This is a genomic window from Martelella lutilitoris, assembly GCF_005924265.1.
In the GTDB taxonomy this organism is placed as follows: domain Bacteria; phylum Pseudomonadota; class Alphaproteobacteria; order Rhizobiales; family Rhizobiaceae; genus Martelella; species Martelella lutilitoris.
Genome location: NZ_VCLB01000002.1, coordinates 396,296 through 417,464 on the forward strand (window position 1 = coordinate 396,296; position 21,169 = coordinate 417,464).

Annotated in this window: 18 protein-coding genes; 12 read left to right on the plus strand and 6 right to left on the minus strand. The window is 61.7% G+C overall.

From position 1 onward, the window contains the following. Positions 1-7 precede the first annotated feature (7 nt). The 3 genes from rpsO (at position 8) to FF124_RS04610 (ending at position 3,950) form a co-directional block, all read left to right on the plus strand. Positions 8-277 carry a 30S ribosomal protein S15 gene (gene rpsO, locus FF124_RS04600; RefSeq protein WP_138747414.1) on the plus strand — a complete coding sequence of 90 codons (270 nt, stop codon included), beginning with the start codon at positions 8-10 and terminating at the stop codon, positions 275-277. 286 nt (positions 278-563) lie between these two features. Next, positions 564-2,702 (plus strand): polyribonucleotide nucleotidyltransferase, encoded by a 2,139-nt coding sequence (gene pnp / locus FF124_RS04605; protein WP_138747300.1) that lies wholly within the window; start codon positions 564-566, stop codon positions 2,700-2,702. Between the two features lie 243 nt (positions 2,703-2,945). After that, on the plus strand, positions 2,946-3,950 hold the full coding sequence (locus tag FF124_RS04610; RefSeq protein WP_138747301.1) for a class I SAM-dependent methyltransferase: 1,005 nt from the start codon (positions 2,946-2,948) through the stop codon (positions 3,948-3,950). Positions 3,951-3,961: 11 nt separating this feature from the next. Here FF124_RS04610 and FF124_RS04615 read toward each other — a convergent pair whose 3' ends face one another. Further along, positions 3,962-4,168 carry a DUF1737 domain-containing protein gene (locus FF124_RS04615; protein ID WP_138747302.1) on the minus strand — a complete coding sequence of 69 codons (207 nt, stop codon included), beginning with the start codon at positions 4,166-4,168 and terminating at the stop codon, positions 3,962-3,964. Between the two features lie 9 nt (positions 4,169-4,177). Next, positions 4,178-5,086 (minus strand): HpcH/HpaI aldolase/citrate lyase family protein, encoded by a 909-nt coding sequence (locus FF124_RS04620; protein ID WP_138747303.1) that lies wholly within the window; start codon positions 5,084-5,086, stop codon positions 4,178-4,180. 131 nt (positions 5,087-5,217) lie between these two features. Here FF124_RS04620 and FF124_RS04625 point away from each other — a divergent pair, with 131 nt between their 5' ends. Together FF124_RS04625 and leuD are read left to right on the plus strand one after the other, a co-directional pair. Further along, positions 5,218-5,457, plus strand: a complete 240-nt coding sequence (locus FF124_RS04625) for a hypothetical protein (protein ID WP_138747304.1) — start codon at positions 5,218-5,220, stop codon at positions 5,455-5,457. Between the two features lie 150 nt (positions 5,458-5,607). Continuing rightward, entirely contained in the window at positions 5,608-6,213 is a 606-nt protein-coding gene (leuD, locus tag FF124_RS04630; protein ID WP_138747305.1) for a 3-isopropylmalate dehydratase small subunit, read from the plus strand. A 465-nt stretch (positions 6,214-6,678) separates the two neighbouring features. Here the strand turns inward: leuD and FF124_RS04635 are convergent, their stop codons facing one another. Together FF124_RS04635 and FF124_RS04640 are read right to left on the minus strand one after the other, a co-directional pair. After that, on the minus strand, positions 6,679-7,422 hold the full coding sequence (locus FF124_RS04635) for an HAD-IIB family hydrolase (RefSeq protein WP_138747306.1): 744 nt from the start codon (positions 7,420-7,422) through the stop codon (positions 6,679-6,681). Next, a complete protein-coding gene (locus tag FF124_RS04640) occupies positions 7,422-8,759 on the minus strand; it encodes a glycosyltransferase family 4 protein (protein ID WP_138747307.1) in 1,338 nt (445 codons plus the stop codon). The genes FF124_RS04635 and FF124_RS04640 overlap by 1 nt, the downstream gene beginning before the upstream one ends. A gap of 223 nt (positions 8,760-8,982) precedes the next feature. Here FF124_RS04640 and FF124_RS04645 point away from each other — a divergent pair, with 223 nt between their 5' ends. From FF124_RS04645 to FF124_RS04675, 7 genes are all read left to right on the plus strand, one after another. After that, positions 8,983-10,251: a glycerate kinase type-2 family protein gene (locus tag FF124_RS04645; RefSeq protein WP_138747308.1), complete on the plus strand. Its 1,269-nt coding sequence runs from the start codon at positions 8,983-8,985 to the stop codon at positions 10,249-10,251. Between the two features lie 160 nt (positions 10,252-10,411). Then, positions 10,412-11,392, plus strand: coding sequence for a polysaccharide deacetylase family protein (locus FF124_RS04650; protein WP_138747309.1), 981 nt, complete (start codon positions 10,412-10,414; stop codon positions 11,390-11,392). Between the two features lie 164 nt (positions 11,393-11,556). Further along, positions 11,557-12,672: a 3-isopropylmalate dehydrogenase gene (leuB, locus tag FF124_RS04655; protein ID WP_138747310.1), complete on the plus strand. Its 1,116-nt coding sequence runs from the start codon at positions 11,557-11,559 to the stop codon at positions 12,670-12,672. A 243-nt stretch (positions 12,673-12,915) separates the two neighbouring features. After that, positions 12,916-13,539 carry a phosphatase PAP2 family protein gene (locus tag FF124_RS04660; protein ID WP_187326808.1) on the plus strand — a complete coding sequence of 208 codons (624 nt, stop codon included), beginning with the start codon at positions 12,916-12,918 and terminating at the stop codon, positions 13,537-13,539. A 382-nt stretch (positions 13,540-13,921) separates the two neighbouring features. Further along, positions 13,922-15,772: a sensor histidine kinase gene (locus FF124_RS04665; protein WP_187326809.1), complete on the plus strand. Its 1,851-nt coding sequence runs from the start codon at positions 13,922-13,924 to the stop codon at positions 15,770-15,772. Continuing rightward, positions 15,769-17,955, plus strand: a complete 2,187-nt coding sequence (locus FF124_RS04670; protein ID WP_138747313.1) for an EAL domain-containing protein — start codon at positions 15,769-15,771, stop codon at positions 17,953-17,955. Before FF124_RS04665 ends, FF124_RS04670 begins: the two co-directional genes overlap by 4 nt. Positions 17,956-18,097: 142 nt before the next feature. Beyond that, a complete protein-coding gene (locus FF124_RS04675; RefSeq protein ID WP_138747314.1) occupies positions 18,098-19,594 on the plus strand; it encodes a PAS domain S-box protein in 1,497 nt (498 codons plus the stop codon). A gap of 83 nt (positions 19,595-19,677) precedes the next feature. Here the strand turns inward: FF124_RS04675 and FF124_RS04680 are convergent, their stop codons facing one another. Then, positions 19,678-20,340 carry an RraA family protein gene (locus FF124_RS04680; RefSeq protein ID WP_138747315.1) on the minus strand — a complete coding sequence of 221 codons (663 nt, stop codon included), beginning with the start codon at positions 20,338-20,340 and terminating at the stop codon, positions 19,678-19,680. A gap of 1 nt (position 20,341) precedes the next feature. Beyond that, positions 20,342-21,115 (minus strand): FadR/GntR family transcriptional regulator, encoded by a 774-nt coding sequence (locus FF124_RS04685; RefSeq protein ID WP_138747316.1) that lies wholly within the window; start codon positions 21,113-21,115, stop codon positions 20,342-20,344. Between the last annotated feature and the right edge of the window lie 54 nt (positions 21,116-21,169).

Consider the following 21,169-nt stretch of genomic DNA (forward strand, 5'->3'; position numbering starts at 1 on the left):
TGACCCGATGTCGATTGCTGCTGAACGCAAGGCAGAGCTGATCAAGGAATTCGCAACGAAGGAAGGCGACACCGGTTCGCCGGAGGTTCAGGTTGCGATCCTCACCGAGCGGATCACCAACCTGACCGAGCACTTCAAGGACCACAAGAAGGACAACCATTCCCGCCGTGGTCTGCTGACGCTGGTTTCGACCCGCCGTTCGCTGCTCGACTATCTGAAGCGGATCGACGAAAGCCGTTACACGACCCTCATCGGTCGCCTGGGCATTCGCCGCTAAGCCGCATGACCGGCGGGCGCCTCGCGTCCGCCGCTTTTATTTCGCGCATCATGTGCGCCGGTTCCAAGCCGTGGCGGGCGAAGGGATCTGAAAGGCGAAGCCGGGATGATGGCATTCCGGTTCCGCGCAAGCCGTAACGGACCTGTCATGGGGCAGGATTGCTGGCCGCTTCGATATCGGAAGCGGCGCGCTGTCTTGCCCGTGACGCGTCGAATGTAACGTCGAGATCGCGTTGCGCCCTTTTCATGAGGAAAGGGCAGCGCGCGCACTTATTGAAGGACAAGACATGTTCAACACCCACACAGTGGAAATCGAGTGGGCGGGACGCACGCTCAAGCTGGAGACCGGCAAGGTTGCCCGTCAGGCAGACGGCGCCGTTCTCGCCACCTATGGCGAGACCGCCGTTCTCGCCACCGTCGTTTCCGCCAAGGAAGCCAAGCCCGGCCAGGACTTCTTCCCGCTCACCGTCAACTACCAGGAAAAAACCTATGCGGCCGGCCGCATTCCCGGCGGTTATTTCAAGCGCGAAGGTCGTCCGAGCGAAAACGAGACGCTGGTCTCTCGCCTGATCGACCGTCCGATCCGCCCGCTCTTTCCGGAAGGCTACAAGAACGACACGCAGGTCGTGATCACCGTTCTGCAGCACGACCTTGAAAACAATCCGGACGTTCTGGCCATGGTCGCAACGTCTGCAGCGCTGACTCTTTCCGGCGTTCCCTTCATGGGCCCGATCGGCGGCGCGCGCGTCGGCTACATCAACGGCGAATATGTGCTGAACCCGCATATCGACGAAATGCCGGAAACCGCGCTCGATCTCGTCGTCGCCGGTACGGGCGATGCCGTGCTGATGGTGGAATCGGAAGCCAAGGAACTTCCCGAGGACGTCATGCTCGGCGCTGTCATGTTCGGCCACAAGGGCTTCCAGCCGGTCATCGACGCGATCATCAAGCTCGCCGAAGTTGCCGCCAAGGAGCCGCGCGAATTCGAGCCGGAAGACCAGTCCGCCCTCGAAGCCGACATGCTTTCCTTCATCGAAGGCGAACTGCGCGACGCTTACAAGATCACCGACAAGGCCGCCCGCTACAATGCGGTTGATGCCTGCAAGGCCAAGGTCAAGGAGCGCTACGCGCCGGCCGAAGGCGAGGAAGCGAAGTACACGGCCGAGCAGATCGGCGCCGTGTTCAAGCACCTCCAGGCCAAGATCGTCCGCTGGAACATTCTCGACACCAAGAGCCGCATCGACGGCCGCGATCTCGAGACCGTCCGCCCGATCGTTTCCGAAGTCGGCCTTCTGCCGCGCACCCATGGTTCGGCGCTGTTCACCCGCGGCGAAACCCAGGCGCTGGTCGTTGCCACGCTCGGCACCGGCGAGGACGAGCAGTTCGTCGACGCGCTGACCGGCATGTACAAGGAACGCTTCCTGCTGCACTACAACTTCCCGCCCTATTCGGTCGGTGAGACGGGCCGCATGGGTTCCCCGGGCCGTCGCGAAATCGGTCACGGCAAGCTCGCGTGGCGCGCCATCCGTCCGATGCTGCCGGAAATCGAGCAGTTCCCCTACACGCTGCGCGTTGTCTCCGAGATCACCGAATCCAACGGTTCGTCCTCGATGGCAACCGTCTGCGGCACCTCGCTGGCGCTGATGGATGCCGGCGTTCCGCTGGCCAAGCCGGTTGCCGGCATCGCCATGGGCCTGATCCTCGAAGGCGAACGTTTCGCCGTGCTCTCCGACATTCTCGGTGACGAGGACCACCTCGGCGACATGGACTTCAAGGTTGCCGGCACGGAAGCCGGCGTCACCTCGCTGCAGATGGACATCAAGATCGCCGGTATCACCGAAGAGATCATGAACATCGCGCTGAACCAGGCCAAGGGCGGTCGCCTTCACATCCTGGGCGAAATGTCCAAGGCGCTTGCCGAAAGCCGCGAGCAGCTCGGCGAATACGCACCGCGCATCGAGATGATGTCGATTGCCGTCGACAAGATCCGCGACGTGATCGGCGCAGGCGGCAAGATCATCCGCGAGATCGTCGAGAAGACCGGCGCCAAGATCAACATTGACGATGACGGCACGATCAAGATCGCGTCTTCCTCGGGCAAGGAGATCGAGGCCGCCAAGAAGTGGATCCACTCCATCGTCGACGAGCCGGAGCTCAACGCCATCTACGAAGGCACGGTCGTCAAGACCGCCGACTTCGGCGCTTTCGTCAACTTCTTCGGCCCGCGCGACGGTCTGGTTCACATCTCGCAGCTGGCGCAGGAACGCGTTGCCAAGACCACCGACGTCGTCAAGGAAGGCGACAAGGTCTGGGTCAAGCTCATCGGCTTTGACGAGCGCGGCAAGGTCAAGCTGTCGATGAAGGTCGTTGACCAGGAAACCGGCAAGGAAATCGAGCGCAAGCCGAAATCCGACGCCGCCGAGTAAGGCTGGCTAACTGTCAGGTTTGGACCTGCGGAGCAGTGATGCTCCCTCCAATCTCCCCCTTGAGGGGGAGATGTCGCGAAAGCGACAGAGAGGGGTAATGGGCATAAGCCCGTTGCTCCGCATTTGCCGATAGCGTTCACCCCTCTCTGCCTCAAGGGAAGAGATTGTGAGAGGCGTGGCCCGGCAGACCGACAATTTCAGGCGTGAGCAATTGTGGCTCACGCCTTTTTCACAGGTGACATCATGGCTCGCGAGACGCTGAAAACACTCTTCCATCCCTTCGACAGCGGCACTGTCGAGCCGGTTGCCGGCCCCGTGCTGTTTCTCGGCGCTGAAGCCGGTTATCGCCTGCCGGAAGGCTTTTCCGGAGAACTCTCGGCCGTGCAGCCGTTTCGCTTGCATTATGCCGCGCTTGAGCGGGCAGGCGCTTCCGTCTCGCCGGAGGCGGGCGAGGGGCCCTATGCGGCGACGCTGATCCTTCTCACCAAGCATCGCGGCGAAAACGAAAATCGCGTGGCCGAAGCGCTGGCGAAAACCGTCCCCGGCGGCCTCATCGTCATTGCCGGCTCGAAGGAAGACGGCGTGCAGTCCATGCGCAAGCGCCTCGGCAAGATGTTTGCCGATCTGGAGGCCATGCCGAAATATCACGGCGTTGCGCTGTGGTTCACCCGTCCCGACGATGCGCGCGAGGCGGTTGCCGCATTCACGCACCCGACCGTCGAAATCGACGGCCGGTTCACCACCGTGCCGGGTCTTTTCTCGCATGACCGGGTGGATGAAGGTTCGCGCATTCTGGCCGAACGTCTGCCGGAAGATTTTGCCGGTCTCGCGGCCGATTTCGGCGCGGGCTGGGGGTATCTCTCGGCCATGCTGGCGGAAAGGGCGCCGGGTACGGTCGGCATCGATCTCTATGAGGCGGACTGGCGCGCGCTGGAGCGGGCGAAGGTCAACCTTGCGGCGGCGGCACCCGCAACCCGCTTCTTCTGGCAGGACCTGGCCTCCGAACCGGTCAAGATCCGCTATGACCTGATCATCATGAACCCGCCCTTCCATACCGGAAAGGCAGCCGAGCCGTCGCTTGGCAAGGCATTGGTCAAGGCTGCCGCGACCGCGCTGAAGCCCGGCGGTCGTCTGCTGCTGGTCGCCAATCGCGGCCTGCCATACGAGGACGTGCTCGCCGAAAACTGCAAGAAGAGCGGCGAGGAATACCGCAACGCACGCTTCAAGCTGCTCTGGGGCGCGAAGTAGGGCCTCGCGCCCTACTGTTCGCCAAGCTTGATCGACGGGTCATAGTCCTTGCCCTCGACCTCCTTCACCACGGCCTGGCCGCAATAGGTCTTGCCGAGAAGCGGGTCATAGGTGAGCGAGGGAGAACCGTGGAGCGCCCAGCCCTTGTTCAGCGCTGCGGTGACCTTATGGCAGAAGCTGGAGTCATCGGGGCCGGTGAGAAAGCGGTAGAGTTTCATTAGGGTTTCCTATGCTGATTGGCCGGCCTTGGCGAGGAGGGCTTCGGCCTGTTCAAGGTGCAGGCGTTCCACCATGCGGCCGTCAAGGTCGATGACGTTCAGCTCTTGCGCTTCCGGCTTTGCAAAGGCTTCGACAATGGCGCGGGCTTCGGCAAGGGCTGCTTCTGAAGGACTGAAATGCGCGTTTGCGGGCTCGATCTGGTTCGGATGGATCAGCATCTTGCCGTCAAAGCCCATGGCGCGAGCCTCTTCGCATTCTACCGCAAAGCCTTCGCTGTCGGCAAAGTCATTATAGACCCCGTCGATCACCGCGATGTCATAGGCGCGGGCGGCAAGCACCACCTGCATCAGCCAGGGCACCAGATAGGCACGGCCGGGCGCGGGGGCAACGCCGGTTGCCGATCTCAGATCGTTGACGCCGACGATCAGCGCCTCGAGCCTGCCGCCGGCCGATGCCTGCGAATAGGCCCCGGCAATGGCGGCGGCATTGACGATGCCCGCCGGCGTTTCCAGCATGGCCCAGAGGCGAATGCGCAGCGGTGCGCCGTTTCTGGTCAGCATGGCGCTGGCGGCGGCGACATTGGCGACGGTCTCAACCTTGGGAAGCAGGATCGCATCCGGCTGGCAGGCAAGCGCCGTCTTCATGTCTTCCTGGCCGGTTTCCGTGTCGAGCGGGTTGATGCGGATTGCCGTGGTGACGTTGGCGGGGCGGCTCTGGGTGAAGAACTGCTCCAGGTTTTCGCGCGCCTCCGCCTTGCGACCATGGGCAACGGAATCCTCAAGGTCGTAGATGACGGCGTCGGCGGCCAGTGTCTTCGATTTCTCCAGTGCGCGGCGGTTCACGGCGGGTACCGACAGGGCGGAGCGCCAAAGCTTGATCTCTTTCACGGCCTTATTCCTAACAATATCCGGACTCATTCTAATTTAAGTCACATCAAATTGAAGCTTTTCAAAATTCGTTCCGGCAATCAATGAGACAAAATGGCTTCGGCCCTCTTGCGAAAGCCCCGGCGAAGCGCCAGATTAGCAAATGTGAAAGGAATTTGACGATGGAAAAAATCCGCACCGTATTCATGGCAATTGTCGGTCTGGCCGCCGTGGCGTTCGTGACTGTGTTTGCTGCTTCCATTGGCCTTGCCCTGATTGCCGTGCTCGCCGTTCTCACGGTCGCGCGGATGATCGCCTTCAAACTCAACCATGCTCCCGTGCCGGTGAAGACCCGCGATTGCCGCAAGCGTGATGGCATGCGCGTTTGGGACGACGGTCGCGGCAAGATCATCGATCTGTAACGGTCGACGCTGATCGTGAAAATTCCGGGCGGCCTCGCGCCGCCTTTTGTGACATGCGTACCCCGAGGTACCGTTTTTCATTGAAATCGCCGGAAAAGCGCTTTAGATCAAAACGCGAAAACAAGCTTCAATCGCGCTGAGGGATCAATCATGGAAAAATTCGTCAAGCTGACCGGCGTCGCCGCGCCGCTGCCCGTGGTCAATGTCGACACCGACATGATCATTCCCAAGGATTACCTCAAGACGATCAAGCGCACCGGTCTCGGCAAGGGCCTGTTCGCCGAGGCGCGCTACAATCAGGACGGCACGGAAAATCCGGATTTTGTGCTGAACCAGCCGGCCTACCGGAATGCCAAGATCCTCGTTGCCGGCGACAATTTCGGCTGCGGCTCCTCGCGCGAGCATGCGCCGTGGGCGCTGGCCGACTTCGGTATCCGCTGCGTCATCTCCACGAGCTTTGCCGATATCTTCTACAACAACTGCTTCAAGAACGGCATCCTGCCGATCATCGTATCGCAGGCCGAACTCGACAAGCTGATGGACGACGCCGAGCGCGGATCCAATGCAGTTGTGACGGTTGATCTGGAGAACCAGGAAATCACCGGTCCGGACGGCGGTTCGGTCAAGTTCTCGATCGACGCCTTCCGCCGTCATTGCCTGCTGAACGGTCTCGATGACATTTCGCTGACGCTGGAAAAGGCCGACAGCATCGCAAGCTACGAAGACAAGCTGGCCGCCGAGCGCCCCTGGGCGTGATTGCCTGAGACATCAGTTTTCTCCTTCAAAAGGCCAGTCCAGCGACTGGCCTTTTTCAGTTACCGGACCTGCTCCAACTCAAAAATAAGCACAACCCTCAGAAATAAATTTACATGTAATCAATCTTTGGTAGCATTGTGTGGTGGTCTGCTTATGGGAGGGCAGGATGAAGTACCGCATGCTCATAATTCCGGTCGGTGTGATCGGGCTCATGTCGTTTGCGTCCACCGGTCCGTCGCAGCTTCAGGGTGCGCAGCCGACGCTCTCAGGTGCGCCGGACCTTTTGGCGGTGACGTGTTTTGGCAGGGGGCAAGAGGTCAGCGGTTTCAACAAAATTTGCTACTATGACTGTCTCGGAAGCCGAGCCACGATTACAATCAAATCCACCGAGCTCTGCCCATTGACCATCAAACAATAGGTTTTGGTCACGGCTGATGCGGCGCTCATCCGGCACCGCATCTTCTGTCAAATCGGCACGCCGAAGTGGCGAAGGCCCTCGATCACGCCGTCGGCGATCTCGCCTTTTGCCTCGTAGATATTGCCGCTGGCTCGGGCAATTTCGCGCAATTCGTCGAAGCCGTTGGCCGGGATGATGCCGCGCACGCCCGGAACCTCGAACATGGCGGCGTCATTGCCGGTATCGCCGGCAACCACGACCTCCTCATGGGCGATGCCGAGCCTGTCGCACAGCCATGACAGGCAGGCGCCCTTGTCGGCGGCGCGCGGCAGGACATCGAGGTCGCGGCCCGACGAATAGACAAGCTTCACATCCAGGCCCTCGGTCGCCAGCGTATCCCTGATCGCCGAAAGCCTGCTCTCCTTGGCATCGTTCAGATACCAGCTCGACTTGAAATCATGCTGATAGCGCTTCGGCTGGTAGTTGAGATCCGGCACATCGCCCAGGACCCGCGCGACCTTTGCCGCGTCGAAACCGGCGCGGATATGGTCATGGAAGCCATCGACGGGGCTGTCGGCCCTGTGGTCGTGCACCATGGTGCCGACGCCGCCGATGAGAAAATCGGGCTCCGGCAGCCCGACCGTGCCGATCAGCGCGCGGATATCGTCGACAAGCCGGCCGCTGTTATAAACGAGGATCGGCCGACGCTCCTCCGGGATGGCCTCGAAGGCCTCCCGGAAACGCGCCGTTGAACCATTGTCGCCGACAAGCGTGCCGTCGAGATCGGAGGAAAACAGTCTGATCGCCATCATCAGTCGCCGTCATTCCACGGTTCCGCCCAGTCACTGTCCGTCAGCGACTGGCGCATCGGTCGGCCCTCGACGAGCGAGATCAGCTGCTGGGCGATGCCGGTCCATGTGAACAGGCTGCGCGCCTTGTGGGCGCCCATGCGGGCCAGACGATTATAGAGCCGCTGGTGCTTGAACGGCTTCATCATCATGATGCCGAGGTCGTATTTGTCGAACGTATCGGCAAACAGCGCGTGGCGGCCGAAGGAAATGGCGCGGTAAAGCCCGCCATTGGTGGTCACGACCGTCGGCGTGCCCGAGGCCATCGCCTCGATCGCCGTCATGCCGAAGGGCTCGTAGCGGCTTGACAATACGAACATGTCGGCAGCGCGATAGATATCCGGCAGGGCCTCGTCCGAGACATAGCCGGAGAAGTGCACCTTGTCCTCAAGGCCAAGTCTTTTGACCTGGTCCTTCAACTCGTTGAGGATGCGGGTCTCAAGCTCGTCCATGTCCTCGCCGCCGACGGCCAGATGGAGTTCGGCATCCGGCACGCGTTCGGCCATGACGGAAAAGGCCTCGATCAGCAGGTCATAGCCCTTGTTGGTGGCAAGCCTGCCGAGCGAGAGCACGGTCTTGCCCTTGAAACCGAACTGTTCGCGCAGCATGTTTCGCGACGCGGCGGAGATCGGGTAGAACCGGTTGTCGTCGTAACCCGGCGGGATCATGTAGACGCGATCTTCGCGAATGCCGTAGTCTTCGACGAGCATGTCGACCTGGATCGGCGTGGTCGCGATCACGCTGTCGCAGGCGCGGTAGATCTTGTTTTCGTGCTTGATCCGTTCGGTGAAATTGAAGTCCTTCTCGAACTGCTCCTTCTGGTCCGGGTAATCGGTCTCCATGGTCCGCTTCTTCCACAGGCCCAGCGAATGCGGCGTGTGCAGATGGGGGATGGAGAGCGCCTCGGCGAGCCTCAGCCCGGCATAGCCGGCGTCCCAGTAGTGCGAGTTGATGAAATTATAGTTCAGATCATGCTCGCGCATGTAGCGCAGCGCGTTCTCGCTCCACTCCAGAAGATGCTTGTAGAGATATTCCTTGGGAATGAACTCCTTGCCGCCGCAAGGAATGCGCACGACGCGCACGCGTTCGTCGACCTCGTCGACCTCCGGCTGGTCCTCGAACCGGCGGGTGTAGATGTCGACAGAAAAGCCGAGCTGGGCAAGCTTTTTCGAAAGCTCCAGAATATAGACGACCTGGCCGCCGGTATCGGCGGCACCGAGCGGAGGATCGGCCGCAACATAGCCGTGAGTGGAAACAAGAGCGATACTGGGAAATTTATCGGACTCGTTTATGTGAGCCATAATGGATCCTTCCTTGCAATACGTCGGGCGACATCGCGCAGCGGTTGGTTTCTCTATCAAACATGATGGGCGACTGAAGCGAAACCTCCAGACTGAAGAAACTGCCGGGCGCACGCCCCGCGTTAATTTAACGCATCAGTCGCGCAATGGTTCCCAAGAAACTTGAGATGCCTCGATTTATGTGGAAGATGCGAACCACCGTCCATGCCCTACAGGAATAATCATGCAGTTCAATGACGATCCGGCAGGCTTTCTGCGTTCGCTTTTCGACGTGGCGGTGGCCGCCGCCGACCCGATGGAACAGGTATCCCGGTATCTGCCCGAACCGCCGAAAGGCCGCACCGTTGTCGTCGGCGCCGGCAAGGGGTCGGCGCGCATGGCCGAGGCGCTCGAAGCCTGCTGGGACGGTCCGCTCGAAGGCGTGGTCGTCACCCGCTACGGCCACGAGGCGCCGTGCGAGAAGATCGAAATTCTCTCCGCTTCCCATCCCGTGCCGGATGCCGCCGGAGAACGCGCGGCCAGGCGCATTCTGGAATTGGTTTCCGGCCTTACGGAGGACGACCTCGTCATCGTGCTGATCTCCGGCGGCGGCTCGGCGCTTCTGTCCCTGCCGCCGGACGGACTGACGCTCGAAGACAAGATTTCGGTGAACAAGGCGCTGCTCAGATGCGGGGCATCGATCGACGAGGTCAATTGCGTGCGCAAGCACCTCTCCGCCATCAAGGGCGGGCGGCTCGCCGCCGCCATCCATCCGGCGCGCTGCCACGCGCTGCTGATCTCCGACGTGCCGGGCGACGATCCGGCCATCATCGCCTCGGGTCCGACCGTTGGCGAGACCACGACGGCCGAGGATGCAAAGGCGATCATCAAGCGCTACCGCATCGAATTGCCGGATCATGTCGCGCAGCATCTTGATTCGCGGCTTGCCGAATGCGTGTCGCCCGACGACCCGCGCCTGGCAAGGACCGAGAACCATATCATCGCGACGCCGCTGATGTCGCTCGAAGCGGCGGCCGACAAGGCGCGGGCCGCCGGGCTCAACGTGCTTGTGCTCGGCGATACGATCGAGGGGGAGGCAAGCGAGGTCGGCATCGTCCATGCCGGCATCGCCGAGGCCATCCATCACCACGATATCCCGATTGCCCGCCCGGCGCTCGTCCTGTCGGGCGGGGAGACGAGCGTGACCGTGAAGGGCGACGGGCGCGGCGGACGCAATGTCGAGTTCCTGCTGTCGCTTGCGGTCCATCTCAACGGCCTTTCGGGCGTCCATGCGCTTTCCGGCGATACGGACGGCGTGGACGGGCGGGAGGAAGTTGCCGGCGCGGTGATCGACCCCGATACGCTGAAGCGGGCGCGCGAGGCCGGCATCGATGCGCGGGCGTCGCTGGAGAACAATGACGGCCACGGGTTCTTCGAGGCGCTCGGCGATCAGGTGATTACCGGCCCCACCCTGACCAATGTCAATGATTTCAGGGCAATCCTTGTCCTGTAGTCCGTCAGGGCCGTTTGCGAACGGAAAAATGCAACCATAGAGCGCCTATGCGCGCGGTACTTTACCGTTTGGTAACCATATTGCCACATTTTTTGACCAAGAGCCGGGCGGCGTGATGCGCCGTTCGCTTTCTCGAGTCACTGGCTGAACTGGATTACCAATGCACCGTTTGCTGAACGGCCTTTTCGGCCTTGGCGTTCTCGCGCTCGCCTCCTGCGCTTCCACCGGACAACGTGATACAACGACCCTTCAGACGGCGCTCGTGGCGACGGAGAGGCCGGCAGAGCGCGCTTCGGGCAGTCCCAAGGCCATCGAGGTGATGATGACGGGTTCAATCGAGAAGGCGACGGCGGCAGAAGAAGCCCCGCTCAAGATCAGCTCGATCCATTCGCGGATCGTAGAGGGCGCGGATGCGGTAGGCCCCATCCGCCCTATCCGCCTTGTCGCGAATAGTCCGGTGAGGGATTATCCGCTCGCCGGGCGCACCCTCTATCTTGACGAGACCCGAGACATCACGCTGGCTCCCAAGGAGGTCGTGTTGACCTTTGATGACGGTCCGGTGCCGTCAAAGACGCCGGCCGTGCTCCAGGCGCTTGCGGATCACGGGGTCAAGGGGCTGTTCTTCATGGTCGGCGAGATGGCGCACTACCATCCGGAAATCGCCGAACTGGTTGTCGAGAGCGATCAGACCATCGGCACGCATACCTATTCGCACCCGCATTTGCCGGGTCTGTCATATGCAGGCGCGGTCGCCAATATCGATCGCGGCATCGCCGCTGTCGAAAAGGCGACGGGCGTGAAGCCCCGCTTCTTCCGCTTCCCCTATCTGGCGGAGACCACAGCTCTTGATCGCGCGCTGCAGGAGCGCGGCATGATCCCGGTCGGCATCGACATCGATTCGCGCGACTATGAACAGGCCTCGACCGATGTTCTGGTCAACCGGATCATGACCGGCCTTGCCAGGCGCGGCGGCGGCATCGTTTTGATGCATGACCTCCAGGGGCGTACGGCGCGCGCGATCGGACCGCTCTTGAACCGGCTGGAAACCGAGGGCTACAAGGTGGTGACGGTCAAATACGGCAAGCCAGCCGACGAAGAGCCCGAAACGCTGATGGCGCGCCTTTCGCGCGCTCGCGAATAGGCCGCCTCCGGGCGTACCGCAAGCTGCCGAACCGGCTTGAAAACCGGGCATATGCGGTCTAGAACCGGCGCCAACACGGCGGTTGCGATCATGATCGGACAGCCATTGATGCGCTTCCCGGGGTTGAGCGGGCGCGCGGGTTTTCAGCAACACGGGAGGCCTCCTTGAGCCAGCGTAAACTCTTTCTTCTGCCCGGCGACGGCATCGGTCCGGAAATCACCGCGGAACTCGAAAAGATCATCGCCTTCATGAACGAGAAGGCCGGCGCGGGTTTTACGGTCGAAAAGGGCCTTGTCGGCGGGTCGGCCTATGACGCACACGGCGTGGCGATCTCCGATGACGACATGGCGCGTGCCATGGCGGCCGACGCGGTTATTCTCGCGGCCGTCGGCGGCCCGAAATGGGACAATGTACCGTATGACGTGCGCCCCGAAGCCGGCCTGCTGCGCCTGCGCAAGGACATGCAGCTCTTTGCCAATCTGCGTCCGGCCATCTGCTATTCGGCCCTTGCCGCCTCGTCCTCGCTAAAGCCGGAACTGGTCGAGGGGCTCGACATCCTGATCGTGCGCGAACTGACCGGCGGCGTCTATTTCGGCGAGCCGAAGGAGATCATCGATCTCGACAACGGCCAGCAGCGCGCCATCGACACGCAGGTCTATGACACCTACGAGATCGAGCGCATCGCCGCCGTCGCCTTCGAGCTTGCCCGCACCCGCGACAATCGTGTCTGCTCGATGGAAAAGCGCAATGTGATGAAGTCCGGCCTGTTCTGGAACCAGGTCGTCACCCGCGTTCACGACGAGAAGTTCCCCGATGTGAAGCTTTCCCACATGCTGGCCGATGCCGGCGGCATGCAGCTGGTGCGCGCGCCCAAGCAGTTCGACGTGATCGTCACCGACAATCTCTTCGGCGACATGCTTTCCGACGTCGCCGCCATGCTGACCGGTTCGCTCGGCATGCTGCCATCGGCCTCGCTCGGCGCGGAAGACCCGGCAACCGGCAAGCGCAAGGCGATGTATGAGCCCGTCCATGGCTCTGCGCCCGATATCGCCGGGCAGGGCATTGCCAATCCGCTGGCCATGATCGCCTCCTTCGCCATGTGCCTGCGCTATTCCTTCAACATGATCGCCGAGGCCGAAGCGCTGGAAGCGGCGATTGCCGACGTGCTGGAACAGGGCTACCGCACCGGCGACATCATGGCCGAAGGGTGCCGGAAGGTCGGCACCGCTGAAATGGGCGACGCCGTGCTTGCCGCCCTTGCGACGAAACTTGCCGCCTGATGCTTTCGGGCGCCGGCCTTTCACGGGTCGGCGCCGAACCTCTGCCGGCTGAACCGCTGCCGCGGAAAAACTATCCACTTTTCCGCATGACGCCCTAGATGGAAGCGGATGACAGACACACGCCCGCTCCCTCCTGCGCCAGGCCGATCCAGTTTACGCCTCTTCTGGAAACGAAAACCGGCGCGAAAACCGTTCTCGCTTTCCGCCACGCGCTGGCCATGGTTTCTTCTTCCGGCCGCGACCATGGCGCTTCTGTCTCTTGCGGCGCTTGACGGTCCGGTCGCCTCCGCCCGCGATGCGATGTCGGCGTCATTCCAGGACCTTGCCGCGCGATTGACGGATCTGACCACTTCGCCCTGGATCCTGGTGACCAGCGGGGCGGTGACGCTTGGCGCGCTTGCGGCTCTTGCCTTCGCTGACAGGACAGCGGTGAAATACCGTGCCGTTCATGTCGCCCATCAGGCATTCTATGTCTTCGCCAGCGTGGCGCTCGCCAGCGCCTCGGTCAATGTCGTGAAGCGGCTGATCGGCAGGGCGCGTCCGTCGCTGTTCGACAATGTCGGCGACTTCCATTTCCAGTTCGGCGGCTGGGCCTATGACTATGCGAGCTTTCCTTCCGGCCATGCCACGACATCCGGCGCCGTCTTTGCCGCGCTGGCATTGCTGTTTCCCCGCATGGGGCCGGTTTTTGCCAGCGTGGCCATCTTCTTCGCCTATGCCCGCGTCGCCGTCGGCGCACATTACCCGAGCGATATCTCGACCGGACTTTTCTACGGCGCATGGATCGCGGTGCTGGTGGCCGTGATCTTTGCCCGCTACCGCCTGCTGTTTGCCATTCCGGAAAAAGGGTTGCCCGCGCGCAGGTAAGGGCCGGACACGCTCATGCCGGTCCTGCGAGAGCGAACGGATGGCCAGCCTTATACGGGAGCTGTAACGATTTAGTTTTCTCGCGATCGTTACCTATTGGTGCATGCCGACACCGCTCTGCAGGCAAGACGAACCCGTCGAAAACCGCAATTCAGCTTTATGTTTAAGTTAATAAAACAAGTAGATACTTTTCAAGCAATATTCGAATTCAATGAAGATTGAACGCTGAAGTCGGAGATTCAACGTGTGGTAGCTACAAATTCGTGAATTTGGCGATACTCTTATTAGTAGAGGCTGATGTTAGACATCGACGACGCCACCAATGACGCGGAAACATGATATGCGAGGCACACTCCGGAGTTTCCTGGGCAGAATTGTACGCATGCCGACCATGGACGAATGGCGGCTCATGCTGGCGCTGTTTGCTGCCGCCTTCACGATCATTCTCCTCATCTGGTACGTTTCCTATTCAGTCGAGCAGCGCCTTCAGGAACAGCGCAGCCGGCTGCAGGCCGAAGGCGCCTTGCGTCTTGCAGATATCTGGGTCAGCGGCTTCATTGCCGACTATGCGCAGTTTCTCAACGTGATTGAAGACGGTTATGCCTTCAAGGGGCGCCTTGAAGGTGAAGTCGAAACCGCAGCGCTCGTCCAGGATTTTTCCGCCTGGGTGCGGGCGAAGCCCGATATCGCGCAATTGCGCTACATCGCCGCCGACGGCATGGAGCAGGTCCGCGTCGATCGCGTCGGAGATGCTATCGTCCCGGTCGGACAATCCGACCTGCAGGACAAATCCGCGCGCTATTACTTTCAGGCGGCCAATAGCCTGCCGGCCGGATCGCTCTATCTTTCGCCGCTGGATCTCAATGTCGAGGGGGGCATGATCGAGGAACCCTGGCAGCCGGTGCTTCGCCTGGCGGCGCCGGTTTTCACAGCGGACGGCGTTCGACGCGGCGTGCTCGTTGTCAATCTCGATGCGTCAAGCATCCTGGTGAAGCTCGATTTGCTCGCCTCTCCCTTCGTCAGACGGATCCAGCTTCTGAACGCGGATGGCTACTGGATGGGCGGGGTGGCGCGGCGCGATCGCTGGGGCTTCATGTTCGATAAGGAGACGACGCTCGCTGTACGCGCGCCAGAGCTCTTTACCGACATGAAGGCCGGCGTCGAGCACCAGGGCGGGGCGCAGCGCTATGTTTTCGCCGGCCTGCCGCTCGGCGAGACGATCGCCGAAGACGCCGGGTTTGAACGTGTGGAGACGGCGGATACGCCCTGGTATCTGCTGGTCGCCTATCCGCGCGCGCCGGCCTTTGTGTCATCGGAAAACCTGCCGGGCTTCGCCGTCCTCTTCCTCGCCTCGGCAGTGTTTGCCGCGCTCGCCAGCCGGCTGATTAACCATCGTCGGGCGGCTGAGGCGCGGGTCCGGGCGGCGGAAGAGCGCATGGTGCGCATTGACCGGCTCGCGGGCCTCGGCGGTCTGGTGGCCGGCGTGTCGCACGAGCTGAACACGCCCATCGGCAACGCCATGATGGTCGCGACAACGATTGACCGGCGTGCGGAAAGCCTTCAGGAGGCCCTGCAGGAGGGGCGGGTCGGTCGCAATGCCTTCGCCCGGGCGCTCGATGACATCCGTCACGGCACCCGGATGACCCGAGAGGCGCTTGAAGGCGCTTCGGAGATCATCGGCAATTTCAAGCAGATCGCCGTTGATCAGGCGAGCGACCGTCGTCGGCGTTTTTCGCTCGAGCGCTACCTGCTCGACACGATTTCGCTTCTCCAGCCGCAATTCTCAAAGGGCAATGTGCGGCTTGTGTCGGGGCCGATGGACGATGTGCGGATGCACAGCTGCCCGGGTCCGCTCGGCCAGGCGGTGACCAACCTCATCAACAATGCCCGCCTCCATGCTTTCCCCGACGGCGCTGCCGGCACCGTTACCGTGACGGCCGAGGGAAAGGACGGTGGCCGCGTGGCCATCACCGTTGCCGACGATGGTTGCGGTATCGCGCCGGAGCACCGGGACAGGATCTTCGATCCGTTTTTCTCCACCTCTTTTGGCAAGGGCGGCAGCGGGCTCGGCCTTGTCATTGTCCACAACATCGTCACCGGCGTGCTCGGCGGTGACATCACCGTCGACAGCGCGCCGGGCGCGGGGACGCGGATCACGCTCTTGATCCCGCTCGTCTCACCGCTTCGCGGTATCGACTCGAATGCCTATCAGACGAAGGAGCACGGCCCATGAACGATGATCTGGAGCTCGAACTCTTCGACGACACGATCGAAAGCGGTGCCGCGGTTGGCTGCCGTCCGTGGAAGGTGATGGTGGTCGACGACAACCCGGACGTTCATGCGGCAACAGACTATGCGCTGCAGGATGTCTCGATCTTCGGCCGACCGCTCGAAACCGTCTCGGCGCACTCCGTCGAAGAGGCGATGATGCGTGTCAGAGAGCACGAGGATATCGCGGTTTCGATGATCGATGTCGTGATGGAGACCGACGATGCCGGGATGAAGCTCGTCAAGGCGCTGAGAGACATGGGGTTTTCGGATATGCGCGTGGTGCTTCGCACCGGCTATCCCGGCTACGCGCCCGAGCTTTCAGTGGTGACCAATTACGAGATCGACGGTTATCACACCAAGGACGAACTGACGCGGACACGGCTGATCTCGCTTTTGACCACCTCCATTCGCGCTTTTGACAGCATTCGCGCCATGTCGCGCAGCCGCGAGGGCCTGGAGCTGATCGTCAAAAGCGCGCGGCAGCTTTTCCGGCGTAACGACCTTGAGATGTTCGCCGAGGGCGTTCTGATCCAGATTGCGGCGCTCCTCAGGGTGGAGGCCAACGGTCTGGTGAGCGCCCGGGAAAAATCATCCGGCGAGATGCGCGTGGTGGCCGGTACCGGTCGGTTCTCCAGCCTTGGCCAACTGCCGCTGACGGAGGCGGGGCGGGAAATGACAGACCTGTTCGAAAGGGCGCAGGCAAGCGAGGAGCCGGTCTTTGCCCGTGATTATCTCGGCCTGCGGATCGACAATGGTGATGACGGCGTCCTGTTCGCTGCGATGGAGACCGACCGCCCCGTGGGGCATCCCGAACTCGACCTTCTCAGGCTCTTTTCGAGCAATATCGCAGTCGGCTTTCGCAATCTCACCCTGATCGAGGCACTGGACCGCCTGGCGTTCCGTGATGCCTTTCTGGACCTTCCCAATCTCAATGCGTTCGAGCACGCGCTTGAGGCCGCCCTCGATCTTTCTCGTGACGGCCATATCGTCAAGGTGCATGTCTGCGATTACCAGAGCATGGTTGCGTCCTTCGGCAGCGCTGTCGCCAACAAGGTGATGCAGGAAGCCTATGCGCGTCTGGATCAGATCTGCCAGGGAAAATGCACGATCGCTCTGATCTCGGAAGGGGCATTCGGGATCGTTGATCCTGGGAGCGTACTTTCCACCCACGGTCTTTCTCGCGTGCTCGACGAGGCCTATCTCGTGGATGGCATCGAGCTCGCGCCGCGTCCGACGTCCGTAATGATCCCGATGGATGATCTGCCGGAAGACCGTTCGCGCGCCGTCAGCGTCGCAACAGCCGCGCTGATCCACATCAGAAGCGTCGAGGATGGCGCGCATGTGCGCTACGGCAAGGCGGAGCGTCGCGCCTGGGAAAGGCAAGGGCGGCTGGAGGAAGCGCTGAAGGTCAGCGTGGAAACCGGCAAGGGCTTTTCCGTCGCCCTTCAACCGAAGGTCTTTCTCGACACGGGCCGGGTGTATGGCGCGGAGGCGCTGTTGCGTTGGCAACTCGGTGACGAGGCGATCTCACCAGCCGAGTTCATTCCGATCGCCGAGCGCACCGGCATGACGCGGGCGTTGACCGGGTTTGTGCTGCGGCAGGTTGCCGACTGGTCCCGGACCCATATGCGTGAGGACGCGGAGCCGCTGCGCGTTGCCGTCAATCTGTCCATGGCCGATCTGAACGTGCCGGGCTTTGCCGCATGGCTCTGTCGCCGGACGGACGCACTGGGTCTTGATCCGCGAAGGCTGGAATTCGAGGTGACCGAGGCGATCGCCATGCACGGACGCGTCGCGATCCGCCAGGTCGCGCTCCTGTCTCGCCTCGGCTTTCACGTCTCGCTTGACGATTTCGGCACGGGCTATTCCTCCTTCGGTCACCTCAACACGCTGCCGATCAATGTGGTGAAGATCGACCGCAGCTTCGTCAGCCACCTGTCCGAAGAGACGGCGGCTCGCTCGCTTTGCTCGGTGATGGTCACCATGGCTGAAAAGCTTGGCCTCGAATGTCTCGCGGAGGGCGTGGAGACCGAGGCGCAGCGTCGCGTCCTTTTGGAAATGGGCTGCGGGAAAGGGCAGGGCTTTCTGTTCGGCCGGCCGGTACCGATGGACGAATTCACGGAACGCTTCAAGACGACCATCTGAAACGGGGCCGGATGAAAGGCTTCGGCGGCAAGAGGACGGTCGGCCGAGGAAAATTTTCCTTGCCCTCAAAAATAATGGCGGGGCGATAGCCTTGCGGCTATGGTGTGGTAAACACCCGCCTTTTCCATGTCAGAAGCAATAGATGAACCAACCAGACGAAGCCCGGATCGAACATGAAATCCATCGTGTTGCGGCCTCAAACGATCCTTTTGCTGCAGCCGTCCGCACCACTCGGATGCCGATGCTGATCACCGATCCGGCGCAGCCTGACAACCCGGTCGTTTTCGCCAACGACGCCTTTCTGCGGCTGACGGGCTATGGGCGGGATGAGATCCTGGGCCGGAATTGCCGGTTCCTGCAGGGCACGGGCACCAATTCCGATGATGTGACCAAAGTGCGCGACGCGATTGCGCGGCAGGAACCGATCGAGATCGACCTGCTCAACTATCGCAAGGATGGCACGAGTTTCTGGAACCGCGTGCTGATCTCGCCGGTCTTCGATGATGAAGGCGAGCTCACCTATTTCTTCGCCTCGCAGTTTGACGTTACGCCGGAGCGGCGGCGGATCGCCGAGATGCATGTCTCGCAGGAGGAGCTCGAAGAGCAGATCGAGCAGCGCATCCATGACCTGAGAGCCTCCGAAAACCGGCTGCGCTTCATTCTGGAGGCTGCCAAGATGGGGTCGTGGACGCTCGAGCTCGGGACAAAGCGGTTGATCACCTCTGCCCAGGCCAAGGCCAATTACGGCCTCGCGCCGGCCGACAGGTTGAACTTCGACGATGCCCGCAAGGCGGTCGATCCGGCGGATTTCGAAACCTGGAGCAAGGGGCTTGAACGCACGATCCGCGGCGAGGAGGATCTCCATCTGGTCTATCGGATCCGCACGCCGAAGGGGGAGTTGCGCTGGCTGGAGGCGCGCGGCCAACTCTCCGGCGCGCCCGGCGGCCACCAGTTCATCAGCGGCATCACCCAGGATATCACCGAGCGCAAGGAAGCGGAGGAGCACAGGAAGCTGCTTGCCCGCGAGCTCAATCACCGGGTCAAGAATTCGCTGGCGATCGCTCAGTCGATCTTTGCACAATCGCTGAAGTCAGCCAAATCACTTGAGGAGGCGCAAAGCATCGCGTTCGGCCGCATCCGGGCCATGTCGACGGCGCAGGACCTTTTGACCAAGGAGGGTTGGAACTCGGCCGAACTGAGGGCGCTTGTCGGCGACGTGATGGAGCCGTTCAGGGGCGCTGATATCAAGGTCGGCGGACCGCGCGTCATCCTCAACGAACAGGCGGTGTCCGCGTTATCGCTGGCGCTTTACGAACTGGCGACCAACGCCACCAAATACGGCGCGCTCTCAGTGCCCGGCGGTTCGGTGACGATCCATTGGGAAATCGTCAAGAACGGTCACCGCACGCTGCATTTTCACTGGAGCGAGATGGGCGGGCCGCCGGTCGAGCCACCGAAGAAACGCGGGTTCGGTTCCCGCATGATCGAGGAGATCGTCGCCCATTCCATGGATGGAACGGCCAGGATCGAATACCGTCCGACCGGCGTGATCTATACGATCGTGGCGGACCTGCCCGATGATCCCGAGAAGATCTTGCCGCGCAGCGGCAGGGACGACGCCGGCCGGGAACCTGCCTGAAACAGAGCGTCCCTTCCCACGGAAAAGGCCCCGAAACGGCAATGCATGCGCGTTGCGGGGCCAGTGGGGGAGGGAGACTTTTCTTATTCTGCCGGCCAGATGGCCTGCAGCTTTTCGCCCGCAAGAATGCGGTCGCGATTGGTTGCCTCTTCCTTGCCGAGTGCGTCTGCCTGATCGGCAACGGCCTTGACGTGTTCCTTCGGAATGACGACCACGCCGTCGATGTCGCCGAAGATCACGTCGCCGGGCTTGACGGTCGCCTTGCCGATCTTAAGCGGCACCTGGCTTTTTTTCGGTTCCTTCTTGCCGGTCACGCCGATCGGGCTCGGCATGGTGCCGAACAGCGGATAGCCGAGCGCGCGTACCTGTGCGAGGTCACGCACCGTGCCGTTGACGACGGTCGCAGCACAGCCGTGGGTCTTGGCGCCGGTGCTCATCAGTTCGCCCGAGCAGGAGCCCGGCGCGCAGGAGGCGTCGCAGACCATGATGCCGCCCTTGGGCGCATTGTCGATGGCGTTGTGATAGACGTCCTGTGGCTCGCCCTTGCGGTCGGACGGCTCGAACAGGACTGTGACGGCCGGGCCGCAGACCACGTCGCCCGGTTCCAGCGCGCCAAGCAGCGAGATGCCTTCCAGGCAGCCCCACAGTCCGAGCGCTTCCATGCTGTCATGGATATCGCCGGAATACCATTTCTTCAGACGTTCGATCGCCTCCCAGTCGGTGTCCGAATAATCGAAGTCGGCCATTTCATTCCTCTTTTCTGGCTTTTTTCTGGTTTGATTTCTCGATCGCCTGCCGCAGGTAGTCCGCGGAATTATCGATCTGCGCGCGCAGCAGCGCCTTGGATCCGGCCTTGTCGCGGGCCATGATCAGGTCGAAAATGCTGGCGTGTTCGGCATAGGCCTCGTCGAGTGATTTGGTCGGCACGCGGCTCGAGATGTGCATCACCTCGTTGATGAGGCCGGAAAGATTGTCATAGATGTGCTGAAGCACCTGGTTGTCGGTCGCGTGCACCAGCGCCAGGTGGAAGGCTGCGTCGGCATTGACGAAGCCGGAGAAATCGCCATCGTCGCGCGCGGTGCGCATGGCTTGAAGAGCGGCCTCGATCTCCGGCGTCACCGGGCTCTCAAGGTCCGTCAGGATTTCCAGAACCTCGGCCTCGATCATCCGGCGCACGGCCATGAGCTGGAGCAGATAGTCGGGATCGGTCGAAAAGCGCTGGCGCACGGTGACGGCCAGCGTCTCGAGATAGCCGTCGACGTCGTCACGCACCACTTCCGTGCGCTCGCCATGGCGGCGGCGCACCAGGCCCTTGGTCTCCAGCACCTGGATCGCCTCGCGCACGGACCGGGTGGAAACGCCGAACTCGTTGGCGATGGCGCTTTCGGAATCGAGCCGGTCGCCGACCTTGAGATCGCCGTTCAGGATGCGGCTCTCGAGAATGGACGATACTTCCGAATGCAGCCGCTCGCGTCGTTTCAGCAGTCCGCCATTCGCCTTTTCGGCTTCGGTTCTCATCATGCGTTCCGTTTCCTTTTCGCTCGGTTGACAATACTTATGTCATGAGTCATAAGT

What these genes read in the sequence shown, in the direction of transcription:
- FF124_RS04615 (WP_138747302.1), bottom strand. Translation starts at nt 4,168, where the DNA reads ATGAAACTCTACCGCTTTCTCACCGGCCCCGATGACTCCAGCTTCTGC.
- FF124_RS04685 (WP_138747316.1), bottom strand. Translation starts at nt 21,115, where the DNA reads ATGATGAGAACCGAAGCCGAAAAGGCGAATGGCGGACTGCTGAAACGA.
- FF124_RS04665 (WP_187326809.1), top strand. Translation starts at nt 13,922, where the DNA reads ATGCCGACCATGGACGAATGGCGGCTCATGCTGGCGCTGTTTGCTGCC.
- FF124_RS04625 (WP_138747304.1), top strand. Translation starts at nt 5,218, where the DNA reads ATGGAAAAAATCCGCACCGTATTCATGGCAATTGTCGGTCTGGCCGCC.
- FF124_RS04680 (WP_138747315.1), bottom strand. Translation starts at nt 20,340, where the DNA reads ATGGCCGACTTCGATTATTCGGACACCGACTGGGAGGCGATCGAACGT.
- FF124_RS04610 (WP_138747301.1), top strand. Translation starts at nt 2,946, where the DNA reads ATGGCTCGCGAGACGCTGAAAACACTCTTCCATCCCTTCGACAGCGGC.
- rpsO (WP_138747414.1), top strand. Translation starts at nt 8, where the DNA reads ATGTCGATTGCTGCTGAACGCAAGGCAGAGCTGATCAAGGAATTCGCA.
- FF124_RS04650 (WP_138747309.1), top strand. Translation starts at nt 10,412, where the DNA reads ATGCACCGTTTGCTGAACGGCCTTTTCGGCCTTGGCGTTCTCGCGCTC.
- FF124_RS04675 (WP_138747314.1), top strand. Translation starts at nt 18,098, where the DNA reads ATGAACCAACCAGACGAAGCCCGGATCGAACATGAAATCCATCGTGTT.
- pnp (WP_138747300.1), top strand. Translation starts at nt 564, where the DNA reads ATGTTCAACACCCACACAGTGGAAATCGAGTGGGCGGGACGCACGCTC.
- FF124_RS04635 (WP_138747306.1), bottom strand. Translation starts at nt 7,422, where the DNA reads ATGATGGCGATCAGACTGTTTTCCTCCGATCTCGACGGCACGCTTGTC.
- FF124_RS04670 (WP_138747313.1), top strand. Translation starts at nt 15,769, where the DNA reads ATGAACGATGATCTGGAGCTCGAACTCTTCGACGACACGATCGAAAGC.
- FF124_RS04660 (WP_187326808.1), top strand. Translation starts at nt 12,916, where the DNA reads ATGGCGCTTCTGTCTCTTGCGGCGCTTGACGGTCCGGTCGCCTCCGCC.
- leuD (WP_138747305.1), top strand. Translation starts at nt 5,608, where the DNA reads ATGGAAAAATTCGTCAAGCTGACCGGCGTCGCCGCGCCGCTGCCCGTG.
- FF124_RS04640 (WP_138747307.1), bottom strand. Translation starts at nt 8,759, where the DNA reads ATGGCTCACATAAACGAGTCCGATAAATTTCCCAGTATCGCTCTTGTT.
- FF124_RS04620 (WP_138747303.1), bottom strand. Translation starts at nt 5,086, where the DNA reads ATGAGTCCGGATATTGTTAGGAATAAGGCCGTGAAAGAGATCAAGCTT.
- FF124_RS04645 (WP_138747308.1), top strand. Translation starts at nt 8,983, where the DNA reads ATGCAGTTCAATGACGATCCGGCAGGCTTTCTGCGTTCGCTTTTCGAC.